The sequence below is a fragment of the Actinomycetota bacterium genome, from assembly GCA_004297305.1.
Classification (GTDB): domain Bacteria; phylum Actinomycetota; class Actinomycetes; order S36-B12; family FW305-bin1; genus FW305-bin1.
This window is the reverse complement of sequence record SCTR01000006.1, coordinates 191,094-213,413: the sequence shown is the minus strand read 5'-3', so window position 1 is coordinate 213,413 and position 22,320 is coordinate 191,094. Positions and strand designations below refer to the sequence as shown.

Annotated in this window: 19 protein-coding genes; 18 read left to right on the top strand and 1 reads right to left on the bottom strand. The window is 70.0% G+C overall.

From position 1 onward, the window contains the following. Positions 1-829: 829 nt before the first annotated feature. Positions 830-1,903 (top strand): alpha/beta hydrolase, encoded by a 1,074-nt coding sequence (locus EPO13_03880; protein ID TAK70120.1) that lies wholly within the window; start codon positions 830-832, stop codon positions 1,901-1,903. A 69-nt stretch (positions 1,904-1,972) separates the two neighbouring features. On the opposite strand, the gene EPO13_03875 is transcribed toward EPO13_03880, so the two are convergent. Continuing rightward, positions 1,973-3,253 carry an isochorismate synthase gene (locus tag EPO13_03875; GenBank protein ID TAK70119.1) on the bottom strand — a complete coding sequence of 427 codons (1,281 nt, stop codon included), beginning with the start codon at positions 3,251-3,253 and terminating at the stop codon, positions 1,973-1,975. 89 nt (positions 3,254-3,342) lie between these two features. Between EPO13_03875 and EPO13_03870 the strand changes: the two genes are divergently transcribed. The 17 genes from EPO13_03870 to EPO13_03790 all read left to right on the top strand — a co-directional run bounded on the left by EPO13_03870 (position 3,343) and on the right by EPO13_03790 (position 22,315). Then, positions 3,343-4,044 (top strand): demethylmenaquinone methyltransferase, encoded by a 702-nt coding sequence (locus tag EPO13_03870; protein ID TAK70118.1) that lies wholly within the window; start codon positions 3,343-3,345, stop codon positions 4,042-4,044. A gap of 234 nt (positions 4,045-4,278) precedes the next feature. Beyond that, positions 4,279-5,556 carry a geranylgeranyl reductase family protein gene (locus tag EPO13_03865; protein ID TAK70445.1) on the top strand — a complete coding sequence of 426 codons (1,278 nt, stop codon included), beginning with the start codon at positions 4,279-4,281 and terminating at the stop codon, positions 5,554-5,556. Positions 5,557-5,658: 102 nt separating this feature from the next. Next, complete coding sequence (locus EPO13_03860; protein ID TAK70117.1) at positions 5,659-6,018, top strand: NADH-quinone oxidoreductase subunit A; 360 nt, start codon at positions 5,659-5,661, stop codon at positions 6,016-6,018. Positions 6,019-6,058: 40 nt separating this feature from the next. Continuing rightward, the gene (locus EPO13_03855; protein TAK70116.1) at positions 6,059-6,613 is read left to right on the top strand and encodes an NADH-quinone oxidoreductase subunit B; all 555 of its coding nucleotides are present in this window, start codon (positions 6,059-6,061) and stop codon (positions 6,611-6,613) included. After that, complete coding sequence (locus tag EPO13_03850) at positions 6,610-7,320, top strand: NADH-quinone oxidoreductase subunit C (GenBank protein TAK70115.1); 711 nt, start codon at positions 6,610-6,612, stop codon at positions 7,318-7,320. Before EPO13_03855 ends, EPO13_03850 begins: the two co-directional genes overlap by 4 nt. Next, positions 7,320-8,678, top strand: a complete 1,359-nt coding sequence (locus EPO13_03845; protein TAK70114.1) for an NADH-quinone oxidoreductase subunit D — start codon at positions 7,320-7,322, stop codon at positions 8,676-8,678. Before EPO13_03850 ends, EPO13_03845 begins: the two co-directional genes overlap by 1 nt. A 22-nt stretch (positions 8,679-8,700) precedes the next feature. After that, the gene (gene nuoE / locus EPO13_03840; GenBank protein ID TAK70113.1) at positions 8,701-9,393 is read left to right on the top strand and encodes an NADH-quinone oxidoreductase subunit NuoE; all 693 of its coding nucleotides are present in this window, start codon (positions 8,701-8,703) and stop codon (positions 9,391-9,393) included. 1 nt (position 9,394) lies between these two features. Continuing rightward, positions 9,395-10,699 (top strand): NADH oxidoreductase (quinone) subunit F, encoded by a 1,305-nt coding sequence (gene nuoF, locus EPO13_03835; GenBank protein TAK70112.1) that lies wholly within the window; start codon positions 9,395-9,397, stop codon positions 10,697-10,699. After that, positions 10,696-13,173 (top strand): NADH-quinone oxidoreductase subunit G, encoded by a 2,478-nt coding sequence (locus EPO13_03830; protein TAK70111.1) that lies wholly within the window; start codon positions 10,696-10,698, stop codon positions 13,171-13,173. Before nuoF ends, EPO13_03830 begins: the two co-directional genes overlap by 4 nt. Next, positions 13,170-14,483 (top strand): NADH-quinone oxidoreductase subunit NuoH, encoded by a 1,314-nt coding sequence (nuoH, locus tag EPO13_03825; protein TAK70110.1) that lies wholly within the window; start codon positions 13,170-13,172, stop codon positions 14,481-14,483. Before EPO13_03830 ends, nuoH begins: the two co-directional genes overlap by 4 nt. Then, entirely contained in the window at positions 14,476-15,069 is a 594-nt protein-coding gene (gene nuoI / locus EPO13_03820; GenBank protein TAK70109.1) for an NADH-quinone oxidoreductase subunit NuoI, read from the top strand. The genes nuoH and nuoI overlap by 8 nt, the downstream gene beginning before the upstream one ends. Next, positions 15,066-15,902 (top strand): NADH-quinone oxidoreductase subunit J, encoded by an 837-nt coding sequence (locus EPO13_03815; GenBank protein TAK70108.1) that lies wholly within the window; start codon positions 15,066-15,068, stop codon positions 15,900-15,902. Before nuoI ends, EPO13_03815 begins: the two co-directional genes overlap by 4 nt. Then, on the top strand, positions 15,899-16,198 hold the full coding sequence (nuoK, locus tag EPO13_03810; GenBank protein ID TAK70107.1) for an NADH-quinone oxidoreductase subunit NuoK: 300 nt from the start codon (positions 15,899-15,901) through the stop codon (positions 16,196-16,198). Before EPO13_03815 ends, nuoK begins: the two co-directional genes overlap by 4 nt. Before the next feature lie 108 nt (positions 16,199-16,306). Continuing rightward, complete coding sequence (locus tag EPO13_03805) at positions 16,307-18,169, top strand: NADH-quinone oxidoreductase subunit L (protein TAK70444.1); 1,863 nt, start codon at positions 16,307-16,309, stop codon at positions 18,167-18,169. Then, positions 18,166-19,710 (top strand): NADH-quinone oxidoreductase subunit M, encoded by a 1,545-nt coding sequence (locus tag EPO13_03800; GenBank protein ID TAK70106.1) that lies wholly within the window; start codon positions 18,166-18,168, stop codon positions 19,708-19,710. The genes EPO13_03805 and EPO13_03800 overlap by 4 nt, the downstream gene beginning before the upstream one ends. Then, on the top strand, positions 19,710-21,272 hold the full coding sequence (gene nuoN, locus EPO13_03795) for an NADH-quinone oxidoreductase subunit NuoN (protein TAK70443.1): 1,563 nt from the start codon (positions 19,710-19,712) through the stop codon (positions 21,270-21,272). The genes EPO13_03800 and nuoN overlap by 1 nt, the downstream gene beginning before the upstream one ends. A gap of 23 nt (positions 21,273-21,295) precedes the next feature. Then, positions 21,296-22,315 carry a polyprenyl synthetase family protein gene (locus tag EPO13_03790; GenBank protein ID TAK70105.1) on the top strand — a complete coding sequence of 340 codons (1,020 nt, stop codon included), beginning with the start codon at positions 21,296-21,298 and terminating at the stop codon, positions 22,313-22,315. The last annotated feature ends 5 nt before the right edge of the window (positions 22,316-22,320 follow it).

Here is a 22,320-nt window from a genome sequence, read left to right as displayed (position 1 = left end):
GCAGAATTGTCGTCGCGTCGTAGTATTTCTGGCCCGATCTTATCGGGATTGGACCCTGACGGCGAGAACATCGGCGCCGGCGTGGTACTCGTCGTCAGTCCAACGCTGGCGGCCGTCGCAATGGGGATCTCGGCGGTGGGACTGTTCGTTGTGCTACGGCGACGGTCGTGGAGGTAGCGAAGCCCGGGCGCGCCGCCTGGGTGATAGTGACTGGGAGGCGTACCGGAAGCGTGTCGCCGCGCCGTCGCTGAGATTACAGTCCTCCTGTCAGGTAGGAGGGAAATGGTCAACGAGGGGAGACGCGGCCGATGCGTGCACGCTGCGCGATCTTCTTGTCCGTCACCGTTCCGACGGCCCTCGAGGATCGCCTGCGACATGAGCTGACCGCAGCGCGGGTTCCCGTGGCAACACACGTCGACAGCGACGCCGATGCACTGACCGGCTGTCCCGGCAGAGATATGAGGGCCTACGCGATCTCGTTCCGCATGGCGGCGCGGGCGATCTCGATCGTCGACAGCGTCACGTCCACAGCACCGCAGCTGCACGTAGCGCTGTTCATCAGGTCGATGCGGGCAGGACGACTGGCCAGGGCCGCCGATCGTGCGAAGGACTACGGCTTCCGGGCATCCAACGGTGACTCGTCGATGCCCTCACTGTCACGGGTTCCGCCTCAGTTTCGCCGTTCGACTCTGGCGTTGAGTACCAAGGGCTGGGGCACCGAGCCACTGGCGAGGGCTCGACTCTGCGCTGCCGCGCTGCGAGTCCGGGTCCGCTGAGCTCGCCGACGGCGCCTTGACCGTCGCCCAACATCGCTCCTACGGTCCCCGGCATGCCGTCACCCGAGACCACCGAGCCAGCCTGGACCCACGCCAATCTCTTGGCCAACGGTCAGCGGTTCCATGTTGTGCACCAAGGGGAAGGCCCACTGGTGCTGCTGGTTCACGGGTTCCCGGAGTTCTGGTACATGTGGCGTCACCAGCTTCCCGTGCTGGCAGCCGCCGGGTACCACGTCGTCGCCGCCGACATGCGTGGCTGTGGTCGCTCGTCCAAGCCGCTTCGGATCTCCGACTACCGGATCACCGAGATGGTCGCCGACTGCGTCGGCATCGTCGAAGCACTGGGACACAAGCAGGCCGTCATCGTCGGCCACGACCGCGGAGCGACGGTGGCCTGGACGGCCGCGTGGACCAGACCCGATGTCTTTCGTGCCGTCGCCGGGTTGACGCTGCCGTTCGCCGGCCGAGCACTGAGCCCCGTGGCCGGTGTTTCGTCATTGGGCGAGGTGAAGCCCAGCGAGCTGTACCGCATCGTCGCCGGCAGCCCGGACCGACTGTGGTACATCGAATACATGTCGATGATCGGTGCGGTCGAGGCCGAGTTCGACGCCGACCCGCGTGGATTCCTCAGCGACATGATGTACACGTATTCTGCGGACTCCCGCCCCGCCGACTACCAGCTGCCCGACGTCGGCTCGCTGGACCGCGACGGCGTGCTCGAGTACCTGCGGTCCACGGCGAACTGCCTCAAGACGGGCGGTCGGTGGCGGGATCGCTTCCTGCCGGCACCCGACCCGCTGCCGGACTGGCTGGCAGCCGAGATCGACTCCTACGTCGAAGAGTTCGAGCGCACCGGGCTGCGGACCGCGCCGAACTGGTACCGCTGTACCGACCTGAACTGGGAGTTGCTGGCGCCGTACCAGGGCCGGCCGGTCCAGGTCCCCGCGCTGCACGTCGGGATGGACGACCTGACCAGTGTGTTCGGTCACGAGGCCATCGCGAACATGGCCACGACGGTGCCGTTGCTGACCGAGTCCGTGATCCTCACCGGCTGCGGCCACTGGATCCAGGAGAAGCCCACCGAGGTCAACGAGATCCTGCTCCGGTTCCTGCGCCGTATCAGCTGACCGCGCTGGGACCAGGACCGAGTCGACCCGGCTGACGTCCTGGTCCGATTCCGCGGCACCCCGCGCGGATCAGTCCGGTTCGACGGCGGTTTGCATCGCCCGCAGTTTGTCGCGGGTCTCCGCCAGTTCGGCTGCCGGTTGCGAACCGGCGACGATGCCGCAGCCGGCGAACAGCCGCAGCGTTCCGGCGGCCGCGTCGACCTCGGCGCAGCGCAGCGCGATCCCCAGTTCGCCGTCCCCGTTGGCGTCGAACCAGCCGACCGGGCCGGCATACCGGCCGCGGTCGATTCCCTCCAGTTCCCGGATCACGGCCATAGCACGTTCCGTCGGCGTGCCGCAGACGGCCGCGGTGGGATGCAGCGAGCCGGCGAGCGCGAGGACGGGGACGGCGTCGGCGAGGCGCCCTGTCACGTCGGTCACCAGATGCTGGACGTTGGCCAGCCGCAACACCGTCGGACGGTCCGGCACGTCCAGGTCGGTGCAGTGCGCGGCGAGGGCGTCGGCGACCGAGTGCACGGCGTACTCGTGCTCATGCAGGTCCTTGCCGCTGGCCAGCAGCGCCTGGGCGGCGGAGGCGTCGGCCGAGGCGTCGCCATCCCGGCGGACGGTCCCGGCGAGCACCCGGGAGGTGACGTGGTCGCCGGTACGCCGTACCAGCAACTCCGGGGTCGCGCCGACCAGTCCGTCCACGGCGAAGGTCCAGCAGTCCGGGTACGCCAGCGCGAGCCGCCGCAGCAACCGGCGGACGTCGATCGGCCCGCTCACCCGGGCCAGGATGTCCCGGGCCAGCACGACCTTGTCCAGCTCACCGGAGCGGATCCGGGCCACCGCCTGGCTCACCGCCGCCTGCCAGGCGGCGTCGTCGAGTCGGCCCGCTTCCCACTGCACGGTGCCGACCGGCGTGGGCGCCGCGACCGGGCGCAACCGCGCGGCCGGCGCCGGCGTACCGGTGCCGACCGTGGTCAGCCACGCCCGGCCGCCGCGCCGACCCAGCACCGTCCGGGGCACCACGACCACCGAACGACCCGGCCGGGGATCGAAGCCGAACGAGGCGAAGGCGATCGGGCCGGTCCCCGGCACAGCGACCTGGTCGTCGGTCTCGGTGCGCGCCAGCAGGTCGGTCCACCACCGCTGCGCCCGGCTGAAGCGTTCGGCGCCGTCGAGTTCCACGCGGGCCGCCTCGCCCCAGCCGACCAGCCCGTCGCCGTCACGCACCCAGGACAGGGCGCCGTCGGCCGGGATCCGGTCGAGCAGGAAGCCCGGATCGTCGATCTCCACCGTGCGGACGTACAGCGGTTCGGCGACCGGGCGGACAGCTTTCCCGCCGGCGGGTTCGCCCGGTCCGCGCATGGCCGAAGCGTACGGCGACCCGCCTGCCGCGGCCGGTCGGGCTGCCGGCCCGTGCTGCGGGTCCGGCCCGGCTCCGGCCGCCTGCGAGGATGCCGGCCGTGAGCAGAGCCGACCTGGGCAAGGAACCAGACGAGGTCGCCGCGATGTTCGACGGCGTGGCGCGCCGGTACGACCTCACCAACGACGTGCTGTCGGGCGGCCGGACACGGTCCTGGCGTCGCGCGGTGATGGCCGCGCTGGCGTTGCAGCCCGGCGAACGGGTGCTGGACCTCGCGGCCGGGACCGGGACCAGCACCGAGCCGATGCGTCTCGCCGGCGCCTACGCCGTGGCCTGCGACTTCTCCCTTGGCATGCTCGACGTCGGCCGCCGCCGACTGCCGCAGTTGCCGTTCGTGGCCGGCGATGCCCTCCGACTCCCGTTCGCGGACAACAGCTTCGACGCGGTGACGATCTCGTTCGGGCTGCGCAACGTGCACGATCCTGCGGCCGCGCTCGCCGAACTGCGGCGGGTGGCCGTCCCCGGCGGCCGGCTGCTGGTGTGCGAGTTCTCCGCGCCGACCAACGCGGCATTCCGCCAGTTGTACGGCGACTACCTGATGCGGGCGCTGCCGGCGCTGGCCCGTCGTACGTCGAGCAATCCCGACGCCTACGTGTACCTGGCGGAGTCCATCCGGGCGTGGCCGGACCAGGCGGGCCTGGCGGCGATCATCGCCGCGGCGGGCTGGCGAGATGTCGCCTGGCAGAACCGGACCGGGGGCATCGTGGCCCTGCACCGGGCGACCTCGCCGTGACCGGTCCGTGGTCACTGGGCGGTGCGGCCGCTGGCGTTCGTGGCGAGGTCTAGACTGCGGCTGACCGCATGTGAATGCGTTCACAAGCGCACTCCCGGTGCCCACAGACCGGGGTGGACCCCGTCGGGCAACTGGTTCGCCAGCGCCCCCACCACGACGTCGAGGGAGGCTCCGTTGACCCTGCACACCGCGGCGGACGCCGAGCCGACGCCTGCTGTCGCGCCCCACGGCGCGGTGTCCGGCCCGAGCACTGACGCCGACGTCATCGTCGTCGGCGCGGGCCCGGCCGGCTCCACTGCGGCGTTCCACCTCGCCCGGGCCGGGCTCGACGTCCTGCTGCTGGAGAAGACGCGCTTCCCGCGCGAGAAGGTGTGCGGCGACGGGCTGACCCCGCGGGCGGTCAAGCAGCTGGTCGCCATGGGCGTCGACATCTCCGCGGACGCCGGCTGGATCCGCAACAAGGGCCTGCGGATCGTCTCCGGCGGTACCACGCTGCACCTGCCGTGGCCACAGCTCACCGCGTTCCCGGACTACGGCCTGGTCCGGACCCGCGCTGACTTCGACCAGATCCTGGCCCGGCACGCCGAGAAGGCCGGGGCACGGCTGCTGGAGGGCACGGCGGTGACCGGGCCGGTGTTCGACGGCAGCGGGCGGGTCGCCGGGGTGACCGCCCGGCCGCTGGACGCCGCCGGGCGACGTGACGGTGCCGACGTGACGTACCGGGCTCCGCTGGTCGTCGCCGCGGACGGGAACTCGTCCCGGCTCAGCCTGGCCGTCGGGCTGCGCAAACGTGACGACCGCCCGATGGGCGTCGCCGTCCGCACCTACTACCGCAGCCCCCGCACCGACGACGACTGGCTGGAGTCCTGGCTGGAACTCTGGGACGGCGACAAGCTGCTGCCCGGGTACGGCTGGGCATTCGGCGTCGGCGACGGCACCGTGAACGTGGGGCTGGGGATCCTCAACACCTCCGCGGCGTTCGGCAACGTCGACTACCGCGAGCTGATGTCGCGTTGGGTGCTGAGCACTCCCGAGGAGTGGGGTTACCGGGAGGAGAACCAGACCCAGCCGATCCGCGGTGCGGCGCTGCCGATGGGCTTCAACCGCCAGCCGCACTACACCAACGGCCTGCTGCTGGTCGGCGACGCCGGCGGGATGGTCAACCCCTTCAACGGCGAGGGCATCGCGTATGCGATGGAATCCGGCGCGCTGGCCGCGGAGGTCGCCGCTCAGGCGCTCGCCCGGGCGAGCGGGCCGGCCCGGGAACGTACCCTGCACGGCTACGCCACGACGCTCAAGCAGACCTACGGCGGCTACTACACCCTCGGTCGCTGGTTCGTGAAGCTGATCGGCCACCCCCAGGTGATGTCGGTCGCGACCCAGAAGGGCCTGCATCACCCGCGCCTCATGGCGTTCACCATCAAGCTGCTGGCGAATCTCACCGATCCGCGCGACGGCGACGCCATGGACAAGGTCATCAACTCGCTGGCCCGGGTAGCGCCAGCGGCGTAGGACGGCCGGCCGAACGGTAGGGCAGGGCGCTCGATCAGGGCGCCCCTAGGATGTGCGAGGCCTGCGGGCCGAGCCCGGGACAACGGAAGGGGAGCGGGACGCGTGAACGTCTACACGCCGATCCTCCTGCTCGGGATCCTCGCTGGCGGCTTCGCGGTGTTCTCGGTCGCGATGGCGACGCTGACCGGCCCGAAGCGGTACAACCGAGCCAAGGTCGACGCCTACGAATGTGGCATCGAGCCGACCCCGCAACCGGTCGGCGGCGGCCGCTTCCCCGTGAAGTACTACCTGACGGCGATGCTGTTCATCGTCTTCGACATCGAGATCGTCTTCCTCTATCCGTGGGCGGTCTCGTTCGACCAGCTGGCGATCTTCGGGTTGGTGGAGATGGTGCTGTTCATCCTCACCGTCCTGGTGGTCTACGCCTACGTGTGGCGCCGCAAGGGACTCGAGTGGGACTGACTGCTGCTGGCGTCGGGACGCCTGGACGAGGAGTGGCCTGATGGGCCTCGAGGAGAAGCTGCCCTCCGGGATTCTGCTGACGACCGTCGAGAAGTTCGCCGGCTACGCCCGCAAGGGTTCGCTGTGGCCGGTCACGTTCGGCCTGGCCTGTTGTGCCATCGAGATGATGGCCGTCGGCGGTGCCCGCTACGACATCTCCCGTTTCGGTATGGAGGTGTTCCGGGCCTCCCCGCGGCAGGCGGACCTGATGATCGTCGCCGGCCGGGTCAGCCAGAAGATGGCCCCGGTGCTCCGCCAGATCTACGACCAGATGCCCAACCCGAAGTGGGTGCTGGCGATGGGCGTGTGCGCGTCGTCCGGCGGGATGTTCAACAACTACGCCGTCGTGCAGGGCGTGGACCACGTCGTCCCGGTCGACATGTACCTGCCGGGCTGCCCGCCGCGGCCGGAGATGCTCATCGACGCGATCCTGAAGATCCACGACAAGATCCAGGACACCAAGCTCGGGCCGAACCGGGAACGCGAAGTGGCGCAGCTGGAATCCGCGGCGCTCGCCGCTGAACCGACCTCGGCGATGAAGGGCCTGCTGCGGTGACCGAGTCCACCTCCGGCGACGCGGTGGTCCCCGCCGACGTCGCTCCCCTGGAGATCGTCGAGGTACGTCGTGGCTCCTTCGGCGTCCAGGACTCCGGTGACACCTCCGGTTACGGCGGGCTGATCGCGCCGGTCGCCTTGCCGCCGGCCAGCAGCCGGCCGTACGGCGGCTGGTTCGACCAGGTCGCCGACGAACTGGAACTGGCCCTGGCCGACCGGGGGGTCCCGGCCGCCACCGCCATCGAGAAGGTCGTCGTCGCCTTCGGCGAACTCACCTTCCATGTGCGTCGCGAGCACCTGCTGGCGTTCGCCACGTCACTGCGCGACGACGCGGCGCTGCGCTTCGAGATGTGCTCCGGGGTCAGCGGTGTGCACTATCCCGGCGACACCGGCCGCGAGTTGCACGCGGTCTACCACTTCCTGTCGATCACCCACGCCCGGCGGATCCGGGTCGAGGTGTCCTGCCCGGACGCCGACCCCCACGTGCCGTCCATCGTCTCGGTCTACCCGACCAACGACTGGCACGAGCGTGAGACGTTCGACTTCTTCGGCATCGTGTTCGACGGGCATCCGGCGCTGACCCGCATCCAGATGCCCGACGACTGGCCCGGCCACCCGCAGCGCAAGGACTATCCGTTGGGCGGCATTCCGGTGGAGTACAAGGGCGCCACGATCGCACCGCCGGACGAGCGGAGGGCCTACCACTGATGTCCACCGATCACGTCACCTACTCGTCGGCGGCCGATACCGCGGACGCCTATTCCTCGGCGTACGACACGACCGAGGGCCGGGTCTACACGGTGTCCGGCCAGGACTGGGACACCATCGAGCCGGCGGCCGAGGGCGAGCAGGAACGCATCGTCGTCAACATGGGTCCGCAGCACCCCTCGACCCACGGCGTCCTGCGGCTCATCCTCGAGATCGAAGGCGAGACCGTCACCGAAGCGCGGTGCGGGATCGGCTACCTGCACACCGGGATCGAGAAGAACCTCGAGTTCCGGTCCTGGACGCAGGGCGTCACGTTCGTGACGCGGATGGACTACCTCGCGCCGCTGTTCAACGAGACGGCGTACTGCCTGGGCGTGGAGAAGCTGCTCGGCATCACCGACGAGGTGCCCGCCCGCGCCACGCTGATCCGCGTCATCCTCATGGAGCTCAACCGGATCTCGTCGCACCTGGTGGCGCTGGCGACCGGCGGCATGGAACTCGGCGCGCTCACCGCGATGATCTTCGGTTTCCGTGAGCGGGAGACCGTGCTGGACATCTTCGAGCTGGTGACCGGACTGCGGATGAACCACGCGTTCATCCGGCCCGGTGGCCTCGCGCAGGACCTCCCCGAGGGCGCGGTCGAGAAGATCCGCGACGCGGTCGCGCTGCTGCACAAGCGCTTCTTCGATACCTCGGACCTGCTGGTGGGCAACAGCATCTGGCTGGCCCGGACCAAGGACGTCGGCTACCTCGACCTCACCGGCTGCATGGCGCTGGGCGTGACCGGGCCCGTGCTGCGAGCCACCGGGCTGGCGCACGACCTGCGCAAGCTCACGCCGTACTGCGGCTACGAGACGTTCGATTTCGAGGTCCCGACCGAGACCAGCTGCGACGCCTACGGCCGGTTCCTGATCCGGCTCGCCGAGCTGCGGCAGTCGCTGCGCATCGTCGAGCAGGCGCTGGACCGGCTCGAGCCCGGGCCGGTCATGGTGGGAGACAAGAAGATCGCGTGGCCGGCGCAGCTGGCGCTCGGCGGCGACGGGATGGGCAACTCGCTGGAGCACATCCGCCAGATCATGGGGACCTCGATGGAGGCCCTCATCCACCATTTCAAGCTGGTGACCGAAGGTTTCCGGGTCCCGGCGGGCCAGGTGTACTCCACGGTGGAGGCGCCCCGTGGGGAACTCGGGGTCCATCTGGTCAGCGACGGCGGGACCCGGCCGTACCGCGTGCACTACCGGGACCCGTCGTTCACCAACCTGCAGGCGGTCCCGGCGATGTGCGAGGGCGGCCTGATCGCCGACGTGATCGCCGCGGTCGCCAGTATCGACCCGGTGATGGGCGGGGTCGACCGATGACGAGCAGGACGGGAGTGGCGGTATGGCGCTGACCGAGACGACGCGGACCCAGGCGGCGGCGATCGCGGCGCGCTACCCGCAGAGCCGCTCGGCGTTGCTGCCGTTGCTGCATCTGGTCCAGGCGGACGAGGGCGTCGTGTCCGCCGCCGGCATCGCGCTGTGCGCCGAGGTGATGGGGCTCACCACCGCGGAAGTGGCTGCGGTGGCGACCTTCTACACGATGTACAAGCGGCGTCCGGTCGGCACGCACCACATCGGGGTGTGTACGAATACTTTGTGCGGCCTGCTCGGCGGCGACGACGTCTACCGCGCGCTGTCCGACCGGCTCGGCATCGGGCACGACGAGTCGACCGCCGACGGCAGCTTCACCCTCGAGCACATCGAATGTCAGGCCGCGTGTACCCACGCTCCGGTCATGACGGTGGACTGGGAGTTCGTCGACCGGGTGACCGTCAGCGACGCGCTCGACGTCGTCGACCGGCTCGCCCGCGGCGAGCAGGTGCAGTCGACCCGCGGGCCGGCCATTCGGGACTTCGTCGCCACCGAGCGCACCCTGGCCGGGTTCGACGACGACGGTCTGGCCGCGGCCGGCGGTGCCGCCGACGACCTCATGCTTGCCGGTCTGCGACGCGCGAAAGCGTTGGGCCAGAGCGCACCGGCGATGCCGGGCCAGTCCAGTACGGCAGCCCCGGCCACGTCGGCGGAAGGTTCCTGAGATGCCGCTGACTCCAGTCCTGACCGCGCACTGGGACGACGCCGACGCCGCGACGCTGGCCGGCTACCGCCGGCACGGCGGTTACGACGCGCTCGCGACAGCCTTCGCCGGCGGCCCCGACGCGTTGATCAACCTGGTGAAGGACACCGGGTTGCGCGGGCGCGGCGGCGCCGGCTTCCCCACGGGCATGAAGTGGAGTTTCGTCCCGCAGGGCGACGGCCGGCCCCACTACCTCGTGGTGAACGCCGACGAGTCCGAGCCGGGGGCGTGCAAGGACATCCCGCTGATGCTCGCGAACCCGCACGCGCTGGTGGAAGGCGTGATCCTGGCGTCGTACGCGATCCGGGCCAACCACGCGTTCATCTACATCCGCGGCGAGGTGCCGCACCCGATCCGCCGGGTACGTGCCGCGGTCGCCGAGGCCCGGGCCGCGGGTTTCGTCGGCAACGACATCCTCGGCAGCGGCTTCGACCTGGACATCGTCGTGCACGCCGGCGCCGGCGCGTACATCTGCGGTGAGGAGACCGCGCTGCTGGACTCGCTGGAGGGCCGGCGCGGCCAGCCGCGGCTCAAGCCGCCGTTCCCCGCCGTCGCGGGCCTGTACGGCGGCCCGACGGTCATCAACAACGTCGAGACCATCGCCAACATCCCGTACATCGTGCGCGGCGGCGCGGACTGGTTCCGGTCCTTCGGCACGGAGAAGTCGCCGGGCTTCAAACTGTTCGCGGTCTCCGGTCACGTGGTGAACCCGGGCATCTACGAGGCGCCGCTGGGCATCACGATGCGGGAACTGCTCGAGCACGCCGGCGGGATGCGCGATGGCGGCGAGGTGAAGTTCTGGCTGCCCGGCGGCTCCAGCGTGCCGATGCTGACCGCCGAACACCTCGACCTGCCCATGACGTACGAGGACATGGCCGCCGCCGGGACCATGCTGGGCACCGCGACCCCGATGGTGTTCGACCAGACGGTGAGCGTCGTCAAGGCGGTCACCCGCTGGCTTGAGTTCTACAAGCACGAATCCTGTGGCAAGTGCACGCCGTGCCGGGAAGGCACGTACTGGATCACCGACCTGCTCGAACGTTTCGAGCACGGCCGGGGTACCGAGGCCGAGCTCGACACCGTCGCCGAGCTGTGCGGCCAGATCGCCGGCCGGTCGTTCTGCGCCCTCGGCGATGCGGCGGCCACGCCGTACCCGGCGGCCATGAAGTTCTTCCGCGACGAGTTCCTGGCCGGAACTCACACCGCAGCCGACGAGCTGTTCGACCCCGTTGCCGCCACCGTCTTCGCCGGAGCCGCGAGCCGATGACCGTCACGACCAACGCCCCCGCGGGCGTACCCGCCGAACCGCCGGCCGACCTGGTGACGGTGTCGGTCGACGGTGTCGCCCTGAGCGTCCCCAAGGGCACGCTCGTCATCCGCGCCGCCGAACTGGTCGGCGTCCAGGTGCCGCGCTTCTGCGACCACCCGTTGCTGGACCCGGTCGCGGCGTGCCGGATGTGCCTGGTGGAGATCGTCGGGCAGCCCAAACCGCAGCCGGCGTGCGCGATCACGGTGTCCGACGGGATGCAGGTCAAGACGCAGGTCAGTTCCGAGGTGGCCGACGCCGCGCAACGCGGCGTCATGGAGTTCCTGCTCATCAACCACCCGCTGGACTGTCCGATCTGCGACAAGGGCGGCGAGTGCCCGCTGCAGAACCAGGCGATGAGCAACGGCCGCGCGCAGAGCCGGTTCGACGGTGCCAAGCGGACCTTCCCCAAGCCCATCAACATCAGCGCCCAGGTGCTGCTCGACCGCGAGCGCTGCGTGTCCTGCGCCCGGTGCACCCGATTCGCCGAGCAGATCGCCGGCGATCCGTTCATCGAGTTGCTGGAGCGCGGCGCCCGGCAGCAGGTCGGCATCTCCCCGGATACGCCGTTCAACTCGTACTTCTCGGGCAACACCGTGCAGATCTGCCCGGTCGGCGCGCTCACCAGTGCGCGGTACCGCTTCCGTTCCCGGCCGTTCGACCTGGTGTCCACCCCGACGGTGTGCGAGCACTGCGCCGGCGGTTGCGGCCTGCGGACCGACGAACGGCGTGGTTCGGTCCTGCGCCGCCTCGCCTGGGACACCCCGGAGGTCAACGAGGAGTGGAACTGCGACAAGGGCCGGTTCGCGTTCGCCTACCTCGATGACGACCGGATCACCCGGCCGATGATCCGTGAGGACGGCGAGTTGCGGGTCGCGTCGTGGCCCGAGGCGATCGATGCCGCCGCTCGCGGTTTGGCGGCGGCCGGTCGCCGGGTCGGCGTGCTGACCGGCGGGCGGCTCACGCTCGAGGACTCCTACGCCTACAGCAGGTTCGCCCGTGCCGTGCTCGGCACCGACGACGTGGACTTCCGGTCTCGGGCGCGGTCGGCCGAGGAGGCCGACTTCCTGGCCGGGCAGGTCGCCGGTCGTGGCCTCGGTGTCACGTTCTCGGACATCTCCGCGGCGGCCACCGTGCTGCTGGTCGGGCTCGACCCGGAGGACGAATCGCCGTCGGTCTTCCTGCGGCTACGGCGGGCTGCCCGTGACCGCAGCCAGCGGGTGTTCTCGATAGCGCCGTACGCCTCTCGCGGCCTGCACAAGGCGGCCGGCACCCTGTTGCCGACCGTCCCCGGGCAGGAGGCGACGGTGCTGACCGCCCTCGCCGGCGAGCACGGGACGCCCGACGGCGCCGTGGCCGCGTTGGCCACGGCACTGCGGGAGCCGGGCGCGGTGATCCTGGCCGGCCCGCGGTTGGCGGAGGCGCCCGGCGCGCTCACCGCGCTGGTCGCGCTGACCCGGGCGACCGGTGCGGCGTGGTCGTGGATCCCCCGGCGTGCCGGCGAACGCGGCGCGGTGGATGCCGGGCTGCTGCCGGGTCTGCTGCCCGGCGGCCGCCCGCTGACCGACGAGCGCGGCCGGACCGAGGTGGCGGCCGCGTGGGGTGTGCAGGCCGACGAACTGCCCACCACGCCGGGTCGCGACGCCACCGCGATCGTGGCCGCGGCCCTCGCTACCGATCTCGACGAGGACGGCAAGCCGCTGCCGGCCGCGGTGCAGGCGCTGCTGGTCGCCGGTCTCGAACCGGCGGACGACCCGGACCCGGCGGCGCTGCTCGCGGCGCTGGACGCGGCGCCGTTCCTGGTCAGCCTGGAAACCCGCAACACCGCGGTCACCGACCGGGCGGACGTCGTGCTGCCGGTGGCTGTCGTGACCGAGAAGGCCGGCACGTTCGTCAACCACGAGGGCCGGGTCCGGCCCTTCGGCAAGGTGATGCGCGACTCCGCTGCCTTCACCGATGCCCGGGTGCTCGCGATGCTCGCCGAGGCCATGGACCGCCCGATGGGACGAGGCGACCTCGGGTCGCTTCGTACCGAGGTCGATGCACTCGGCGCCTGGAGCGGTCCTCGGGCGCCGGAGCCGGCCGCCGTACCGGTCCCGTCGCCGCAACCGGTTGCCGGACAGGCGGTTCTGTCGACCTGGGCGCAGCTGCTGGACCTGGGCCGGTTGCAGGACGACGAGCCGTTCCTGGCGGCGACCCGGCGACCTGCGGTCGCCCGGTTGTCCGCAGCGACGGCGGCCGAGGTCGGTGTGGCCGACGGCGACACCGTCGTCGTCGCCACCGATACCGGCGACATCGAGGTACCCCTGGTGGTGACCGAGATGCCTGACCGGGTGGTGTGGCTGCCGGAGAACTCGCCCTCCTCGACCGTGCGGGCGACCTTGGCCGCCGGCCACGGCAGCGTGGTCCGGCTCGGGCGGAGGGGACAGGCGTGAGCCTTTTCGGGATCGACCCGTGGTGGTTGGTCATCCTCAAGGTTCTGGGGATCTTCGTCCTGCTGGTGCTGCTGACGCTGTTCACCATCTGGTGGGAACGCAAGGTCGTGGCCCGGATGCAGCACCGGATCGGCCCGAACCGGGTGGGCCCGTTCGGGTTGCTGCAATCCCTCATGGACGGGATCAAACTCGCCCTAAAGGAAGAGATCGTCCCGCGCACGGCGCACCTGGCGGTCTACTGGCTCGCACCGGTCATCTCGGCGACCACGGCGTTCCTTGCCTTCGCGGTGATCCCGCTCGGCCCCGAGGTGTCGATCTTCGGCACGGTCACGCCGTTGCAACTGACCGACTTCCCCCAGTCGGTGCTGTACGTGCTCGCGGTCGCCTCGATCGGGATCTACGGCATCGTGTTGTCCGGGTGGGCATCCGGTTCGACGTACCCGCTGCTCGGCGGGCTGCGGTCCAGCGCGCAGATGATCTCGTACGAGATCGCGATGGGCCTGTCGTTCGTCGCGGTATTCCTTTACGCGAACTCGATGTCGACCTCGGAGATCGTTGCCGCCCAGCAGCCGACCTGGTACGCGGTGATCCTGTTGCCGTCGTTCCTGATCTACGTCACGTCGATGGTGGGGGAGACCAACCGGGCGCCCTTCGACCTTCCGGAGGCCGAAGGGGAACTGGTCGGGGGCTTCCACACCGAGTACTCGTCGCTGAAGTTCGCGCTGTTCTTCCTTGCCGAGTACATCAACATGGTCACCGTCTCCGCGCTGGCCACGACGCTGTTCCTCGGCGGCTGGCGGGCGCCGTGGCCGCTGTCGCTGTACGAGGGCTTCAACACCGGCTGGTGGCCGTTGTTGTGGTTCCTCGTCAAGGTGTTGCTGTTCATCTTCGGCTTCATCTGGTTGCGCGGCACGTTGCCGCGGCTGCGCTACGACCAGTTCATGCAGTTCGGCTGGAAGCTGCTCATCCCCGCCGCGATCGTGTGGGTGCTGCTCATCGCCACGGCCCGCGCGCTGCGCAACGAATACGAATGGGACACCCGGCAGTTCGTCATCCTGGCGGCCATCGCGCTGATCGCGGTCGTGGTCGTGCTGTACGCCGTCTCGCTGCTGCTGGATCGCCGTAGCGAACGTGCGGCACGTCAGGCGGAGCTGGCGGCCCGCGCCCCGTTCGATCCCATGGCAGGCGGCTACCCTGTCCCGCCGATGCCCGGCCAGCAGGTCCCGGTGAGCCGGCGTGCCCGGCCGCCGGTGACGGTGGCGGCGGCGCCGGCGGGGACCGACCACGACGAGGAGGAGCACGGTGGCTGACCTGCTGCCCCCGATGGTCCGGGGCTTCGGCGTGACGTTCCGGACGATGTTCAAGAAGGTCGTGACCGAGCAGTACCCCGAGGAGCGGGACGTGTTCCCGCCCAAGCCCCGGTTCCACGGTCGCCACCAACTGAACCGTCACCCGGACGGGCTGGAGAAGTGCGTCGGCTGCGAGCTGTGCGCCTGGGCGTGTCCGGCTGACGCGATCTACGTCGAAGGCGCCGACAACACCGACGGCGGCCGGTTCTCGCCCGGCGAGCGGTACGGCCGCGTCTACCAGATCAATTACCTGCGCTGCATCCTGTGCGGGCTGTGCATCGAGGCGTGCCCCACCCGGGCGCTGACGATGAGCAATGAGTACGAACTCGCCGACGACAGCCGCGCCAAACTCATCTACGAGAAGGGCGATCTGCTGGCCCCGCTGCTGCCGGGCATGGTCGCCCCGCCGCACGCGATGGTGGCCGGGACGTCGGAGACGGACTACTACCAGGGCAAGGTCACCGCCGCGACGCCCGCGCAGGTCGCCGAGGCAGCGGCAGTCGCCGAGCAGGCCGACACCGTGACGGCCACCGAGGCCGGCCGGTGAACCTCCTGGCCGCTGCGACCTCAGGCAACACCGGCGAGACCGCCACCTTCTGGGTGTGCGCCATCCTGGCGGTGACCGGCGCGCTGGGACTGGTCCTGTCGCGCAAAACGGTGCACTCCGCGCTGTTCGTCGCCCTCACCATGATCAACCTGGCGATCCTGTACGTGGCCAACGAGGCGCCGTTCCTCGGCCTGGTCCAGATCATCGTCTACACCGGCGCCGTCATGATGCTGTTCCTGTTCGTTCTCATGATCGTCGGCGTGGACACCTCGGATTCGCTGGTCGAGACGATCCGCGGTCAGCGCCTGGCCGCCATCGTGGCGGGGCTCGGCCTCGGGATCCTCGTGGTGGCCGGGATCGGTAGCGCGCTGACGGGGATGACGTCGGTCGGGCTGGAGGAGGCGAACGCGGCCGACGGCGGCAACGTCCAGGGCATCGCCCGGTTGCTGTTCACCGACTATCTGTTCGCGTTCGAACTCACCTCCGCGCTGCTGATCACCGCAGCGCTCGGCGCCGTGGTGCTGGCGCACCGCGAGCGCTGGGCGCCGAAGAAGACCCAGCGCCAGCTGGCCGAGGCCCGGTTCCGCTCCGGCGAGCACCCGGGCGCGCTGCCCAACCCCGGGGTGTACGCGCGGCACAACGCGGTGGACACCCCGGCACTGCTGCCGGACCGCACGACCTCGCCGCTGTCGGTGCCGGTCCCGTTGCGGGCCCGCGGCGACCTGCGTGCCGTCGACGCCGACGCCGTACGGGAGACCGAGCAACTGGCTGCCGGTGAACCCGTTGTCGCTGCGCCCGATCCGGCCGGACCCGGGGAGACGGAGCGCTCATGAACCCCGCCAACTACATCGTGCTGTCCGCGATCCTGTTCACCATCGGCGCCATCGGAGTGCTGGTCCGGCGCAACGCCATCGTCGTGTTCATGTGCGTCGAGCTCATGCTCAACGCCGCGAACCTCGCCTTCGTGGCGTTCGCCCGTACCCAGGGCAACCTGCAGGGCCAGGTGATCGCGTTCTTCGTCATGGTCGTGGCGGCCGCCGAAGTCGTGGTGGGCCTCGCCATCATCATGACGATCTTCCGTACCCGCCGGTCGGCCTCGGTCGACGAGCCCAACCTGCTGAAGTACTGACGCAGCCATGACTGCGAATCCGACGGAGGACCATTGATCACGGCCACCGGCGCCGCCGTCCTCACCGAGACGGCCGAGGCCGCCAGCGCTGCTTCGGGCGTCTTCTCGTTGACCTGGGTGCTGATCGGGCTGCCGCTGCTCGGCGCCACCGTGTTGCTGCTGGGGGGGCGCCGGACCAACCGCTGGGGCCACTACCTGGCGATCGCCACTGTGGCTGTCTCGTTCGTCCTCGGCCTGGTCCTGCTGGCGGGGCTGATGGGGCGCGGCGCGGAGGACCGCACGATCGACCAGCACCTGTTCGACTGGGTGTTCGCCGGCAGCTTCACCGCGCCGGTCTCCCTGCAGCTGGACCAGTTGTCGATCGTCTTCGTCCTGCTCATCACCGGTGTCGGGTCGCTCATCCACCTGTACGCCGTGGGATACATGAGCCACGATCCCGATCGGCGGAAGTTCTTCGCGTACCTCAACCTCTTCGTCGCCGCGATGCTGCTGCTGGTCCTGGCCGGCAACTACCTGCTGCTGTACGTCGGGTGGGAGGGCGTCGGGCTGGCGTCGTACCTGCTGATCGGCTTCTGGCAGTACAAGCCGAGCGCGGCGACGGCGGCGAAGAAGGCGTTCGTGGTGAACCGGGTCGGCGACCTCGGGCTGTCGATCGCGATCATGCTCATGTTCGTGACGTTCGGGTCCGTCACGTTCCCGGGGGTCTTCGCCGCGGCCGGAGAGGCCGACGGGACCACGGTCACCCTCATCGGCCTGGCCCTGCTGCTGGCCGCGTGCGGCAAGTCGGCGCAGTTCCCGTTGCAGTCGTGGCTGCTGGACGCGATGGAAGGCCCGACTCCGGTGTCGGCGCTGATCCACGCCGCGACGATGGTCACCGCCGGGGTGTACCTGATCGTCCGCAGTTCGGCACTGTTCGACCTGAGCCAGGGCGCCCGGACCACCGTGGTGGCGGTCGGCACGATCACCATGATCATGGGTGCGGTCATCGGTTGCGCGAAGGACGACATCAAGAAGGCGCTGGCCGGTTCGACGATGAGCCAGATCGGCTACATGGTGCTGGCCGCCGGCCTCGGCCCGGTCGGCTACGTCTTCGCCATCTTCCATCTGCTGACCCACGGCATGTTCAAGGCCGGCCTGTTCCTCGGTGCCGGTTCGGTCATGCACGGCATGAACGACAACGTGAACATGCGGCGGTACGGCGCGCTGCGCGCGATGATGATCCTCACCTTCGCCACCTTCGGGCTGGGGTATCTGGCGATCATCGGCATCCCGCCGTTCGCCGGCTTCTGGTCGAAGGACGAGATCATCCACGTCGCGTTCTCGCAGAATTGGTTCGTCGGGCTCTGCGCGATGCTGGCTGCCGGCGTGACCGGCTACTACATGACCCGCATCATGGCGATGACCTTCTTCGGCAAGGCGCGCTGGGACGACGGCGTCCACCCGCACGAGTCGCCGTCGGTGATGACGTCGCCGATGATCGTGCTGGCGTTCGGTTCGGTGTTCGGCGGCATGTTCCTGCTGTTCGTCGCCAACATCGAGACCTGGCTGGAGCCGGTCACCGGCTACCAGGAAGCGACCGGCGGCCCGCCGACCTGGCTGACGATCCCGTTGACGCTGCTGCTGGTGCTCGCCGGTGCCGCGTTGGCGTGGCGGCAGTACGCCGCGCAGGCCGTGCCGGTCACCGCGCCGATCGCGGTGTCCCCGGTGACCGTCGCGGCCCGCCAGGACCTCTACGGCGACGCGGTCAACGAGTCGCTGTTCATGCGGCCCGGGCAGTACCTCACCCGGTTCCTGGTGTGGTTCGACAACCGCGTGATCGACGGGGCGGTCAACGGTTTCGCGGCGGTGATCGGCGGTAGCTCGGGACGGCTGCGGCGGGTCCAGACCGGTTTCGCCCGCTCGTACGCCCTGTCGATGGTCGGCGGCGCGCTGGTGCTGCTGCTCGCGCTCGCGATCGTGAGGATCTCATGAGCTTCCCGTGGCTCACCGTGATGGGAGCGGTGCCGCTGGTCGGTGCCGTGGCCGTCGCCGCCCTGCCGAAGGGCCGCGACGCGCTGGCCAAGCAACTGGCGTTCGCCGTCTCGCTGGTCGTGCTCGCGCTCACCGTCGGTGCCGCGCTGGCCTTCGACGGCTCGTCGACCGAACCGTTCCAGCTCGTCGAGCAGCACAACTGGATTCCGGCGTTCGGGATCTCGTACTCCCTCGGCGTCGACGGCATCGCCTTGGTGCTCATCGCGTTGGCAGCCGTGCTCGTCCCGGTGGTGATCCTGGCGGGCTGGCACGACGTCGAGCACTCCGCCGGATCCGGCAGCGTCAAGGGCTATTTCGCGCTGCTGCTGGTCCTCGAGACGATGATGATCGGGGTCTTCGCCTCGACCGACGTCTTCCTGTTCTACGTGTTCTTCGAAGCCATGCTGATCCCGATGTACTTCCTGATCGGGCGGTACGGCGGGGCCCAGCGGTCGTACGCCGCGGTGAAGTTCCTGCTCTACAGCCTGCTCGGCGGCCTGCTCATGCTCGCCTCGCTGATCGGCCTGTACGTGGTCTCCGGGCAGGAACTGGGGACCGGCACGTTCGACTTCGTCGCCCTGACGAACCTGTCCATGGACCCGAACACCCAGAAGCTGCTATTCCTCGGCTTCTTCTTCGCCTTCGCGGTGAAGGCGCCGTTGTGGCCGTTCCACACCTGGCTGCCCGACGCCGCCGCCGCATCGACTCCGGGCTCCGCGGTCCTGCTGGTGGGCGTGCTGGACAAGGTCGGCACCTTCGGCATGCTGCGGTACTGCCTGCCGATCTTCCCCGCGGCGTCGGACTTCTACGCGCCGGTGATCATCGCGATGTGCCTGGTGGGCATCATCTACGGCGCCTTGGTGGCCATCGGGCAGAGCGACATCAAGCGGCTCATCGCCTACACCTCGATCTCGCACTTCGGCTTCATCACGCTCGGCATCTTCGTGTTCACCACACAGGGGCAGAGCGGTTCGACGCTGTACATGGTCAACCACGGCTTCTCCACCGCCGCGTTGTTCCTCATCGGCGGATTCCTGATCTCGCGCCGGGGCTCGAACCTCGTCGCCGACTACGGCGGCGTTTCGACGGTCGCGCCCATCCTGGCCGGGCTGTTCCTGGTCGCCGGGTTGTCCTCGCTGGCCCTGCCCGGGTTGTCGAGTTTCGTCAGCGAGTTCCTGGTCCTGGTCGGCACCTTCGCGCGATACCCCTGGGTGGGGGCGGTGGCGACGGTCGGGATCATCCTGGCCGCGCTGTACATCCTGTTGCTGTACCAGCGCACCATGACCGGCCCGGTGCGGCCGGGGGTGGAGAAGGTGACCGACCTGCGCACCCGCGAGGTCGTCGCCATCGCGCCGGTGATCGCGATCATCATCGCGCTCGGGGTGTTCCCGAAGCCCGTGCTGGACGTGGTGAATCCGGCCGTCGAACGCACCATGGAGCAGGTCGGTGCCACTGATCCGCCGCCTGCTGTCGCTCCTGTGGCCGAAGGGAACGCGCCGTGATCGCGCTGCTGGCCGCCGCGGAGGCGCCGCGGCCGTTCACCGCACCCACCATCGAGTACGCCGCGCTGGCGCCGATCCTCGTCGTCCTCGGTGCCGCCGTACTCGCGGTGCTGGTCGAGGCCTTCGTCCCGCGACGGGCCCGCCGGTCGGTCCAGCTGGTGCTGGCGCTGGCGGCCCTCGTCGTGGCGTTCGTCTTCGTGATCCGTACGGCGGGGACCAACGAGCTGACCGCGGAGGGTTCGGTCGCGGTCGACGGGCCCACGCTGTTCATGCAGGGCACGATTCTCGTGCTGGCCTTCTGCGCTGCCCTGCTGATCGCCGAGCGCAAGGTGGATCCGGCCGGTGACGCCTTCACTCCCCGCGCCTCCGCGCTGCCGGGGTCGCAGGACGAGCGGGAGTTCACCCGGCTCGGCTGGCTGCAGACCGAGGTCTGGCCGCTGTTCCTGTTCTCCGTCGGCGGGATGCTGGTCTTCCCTGCCGCCAGCGACCTGCTGACCATGTTCGTGGCGCTGGAGGTCATGTCCCTGCCGCTGTACCTGCTGGTCGGCCTGGCTCGCCGGCGCCGGCTGCTGTCGCAGGAAGCGGCGATGAAGTACTTCGTCCTCGGTGCGTTCAGCTCGGCGTTCTTCCTCTACGGATCCGCCCTGGTCTACGGCTTCGCGGGGACCATCGATCTGGGCGGCATCGCCGACGCGCTGGCAGCCAAGCCGGGAGAGTCCGGGCTGCTCATCGCCGGCGTCGCGCTGCTGAGCGTCGGGCTGCTGTTCAAGGTGTCCGCCGCGCCGTTCCACCAGTGGACGCCGGACGTCTACCAGGGCGCGCCGACCGCGATCACCGGCTTCATGTCGACCTGCGTGAAGGTCGCGGCATTCGGCGCGCTGCTGCGGGTCATGTACGTCGCCCTCGGCGGTCTGCAGTGGGACTGGCGGCCGATGATGTGGATCATCGCGATCCTCACCATGGTCATCGGCTCGGTCGTCGCGCTGACGCAGAGCGACATCAAGCGGATGCTCGCGTACTCGTCGGTGGCACACGCCGGCTTCCTGCTGCTGGGCGTGATCGCGACCAACCAGTCCGGGCTCGCGGGCACGGAGTTCTACCTGCTGGCCTACGGCTTCACCACGATCGGCGCGTTCGCGGTGGTCTCGCTGGTCCGGGACGGCACGGGCGAGGCGACCCACCTGTCGCAGTGGGCGGGGCTGGGCAAGCGGTCACCGCTGGTCGCCACGGCGTTCGCGGTGTTCCTGCTGGCGCTCGCGGGAATCCCGCTCACCAGTGGCTTCATCGGCAAGTTCGCGGTGTTCTCGGCCGCGGTCGAGGGCGGTGCGACGCCGCTGGTGATCGTCGCGGTCCTCGCCAGTGCCGTCGCGGCGTTCTTCTACGTCCGCGTCATCGTGCTGATGTTCTTCTCCGAACCGCCCGCCGACGGCCCCCGCGTCGTGGTGCCCAGCCTGTTCACCTCGACGGCGCTGGCGGCGGGGGTGGCCGTGACCGTGGTCCTGGGCATCGCGCCGCAGCCGGTGCTGGACCTGGTGCAGCGCGCCGACGTGTTCGTGCGCTGAGACCCGCCCGTACCCTGAACCCCATGACGACCGCCGAGGCGCCGCGCGGGGCGACCGTGCCCGCCGGGTTGGCCGCCGCCGACCCGGCGCTGGTGGCCGAGCTGAGCGAGCAGCTCGTCCGGGTCGAGGAGGCGCTGCGCGCCGCCGTGGCCAGCGACTACCCGTTCGTCACCGAGACCTCACGGCACCTCGTCGACGCCGGCGGCAAGCGTTTCCGGCCGCTGCTGGTCCTGCTGGCGTCCTGCTTCGGCGACCCGGCCGCACCCGGTGTGATCCCGGCGGCGGTCGTCGTCGAGCTGACCCACCTGGCCACCCTCTACCACGACGACGTGATGGACGAGGCGCCGCTGCGACGCGGGGCGCCGTCGGCGAACGCCCGGTGGGACAACACCGTCGCCATCCTCACCGGCGACTTCCTGTTCGCGCGGGCGTCGGACATCCTCGCCGACCTCGGGCCGGAAGCCGTTCGGGTGCAGGCGAAGACGTTCGAGCGGCTGTGCACCGGCCAGATCCGCGAGACCGTCGGCCCCGCGCCCGGCGTCGATCCGGTGGACCACCATCTGCAGGTCCTGGCGGACAAGACCGGCTCGCTGATCGCGACCTCCGGCCGGTTCGGCGCCATGCTGTCCGGCGCCGATGCCGCCACGACCGAGACGCTGACCCGCTTCGGCGAGCGGATCGGGGTGGCCTTCCAGCTCAGCGACGACCTGGTCGACATCGCCGGCGAGGTGGCGCAATCGGGCAAGGTGGCCGGCACCGACCTCCGGGAGGGCATCCCGACGCTGACCGGTCTGCTGGTGCAGGGTTCGACAGCCGTCGCCGACGAGCGTCTGCGGGACCTGCTGTCGCGCCCGTTGGTCGACGAGGCGGAGCACACCGAAGCGCTGGCGCTGTTGCGTTCGCATCCGGCGCTCGCGCAGGCACGGCAGATCGCCGGGCAGTGGGCCGCCGACGCGCGCGCCACCTTGACGGCGTTGCCCGACGTACCGGCGCGGGCGGCGCTGGAATTGCTCTGCGACTACGTCGTCACCCGCACCGCCTGACGATC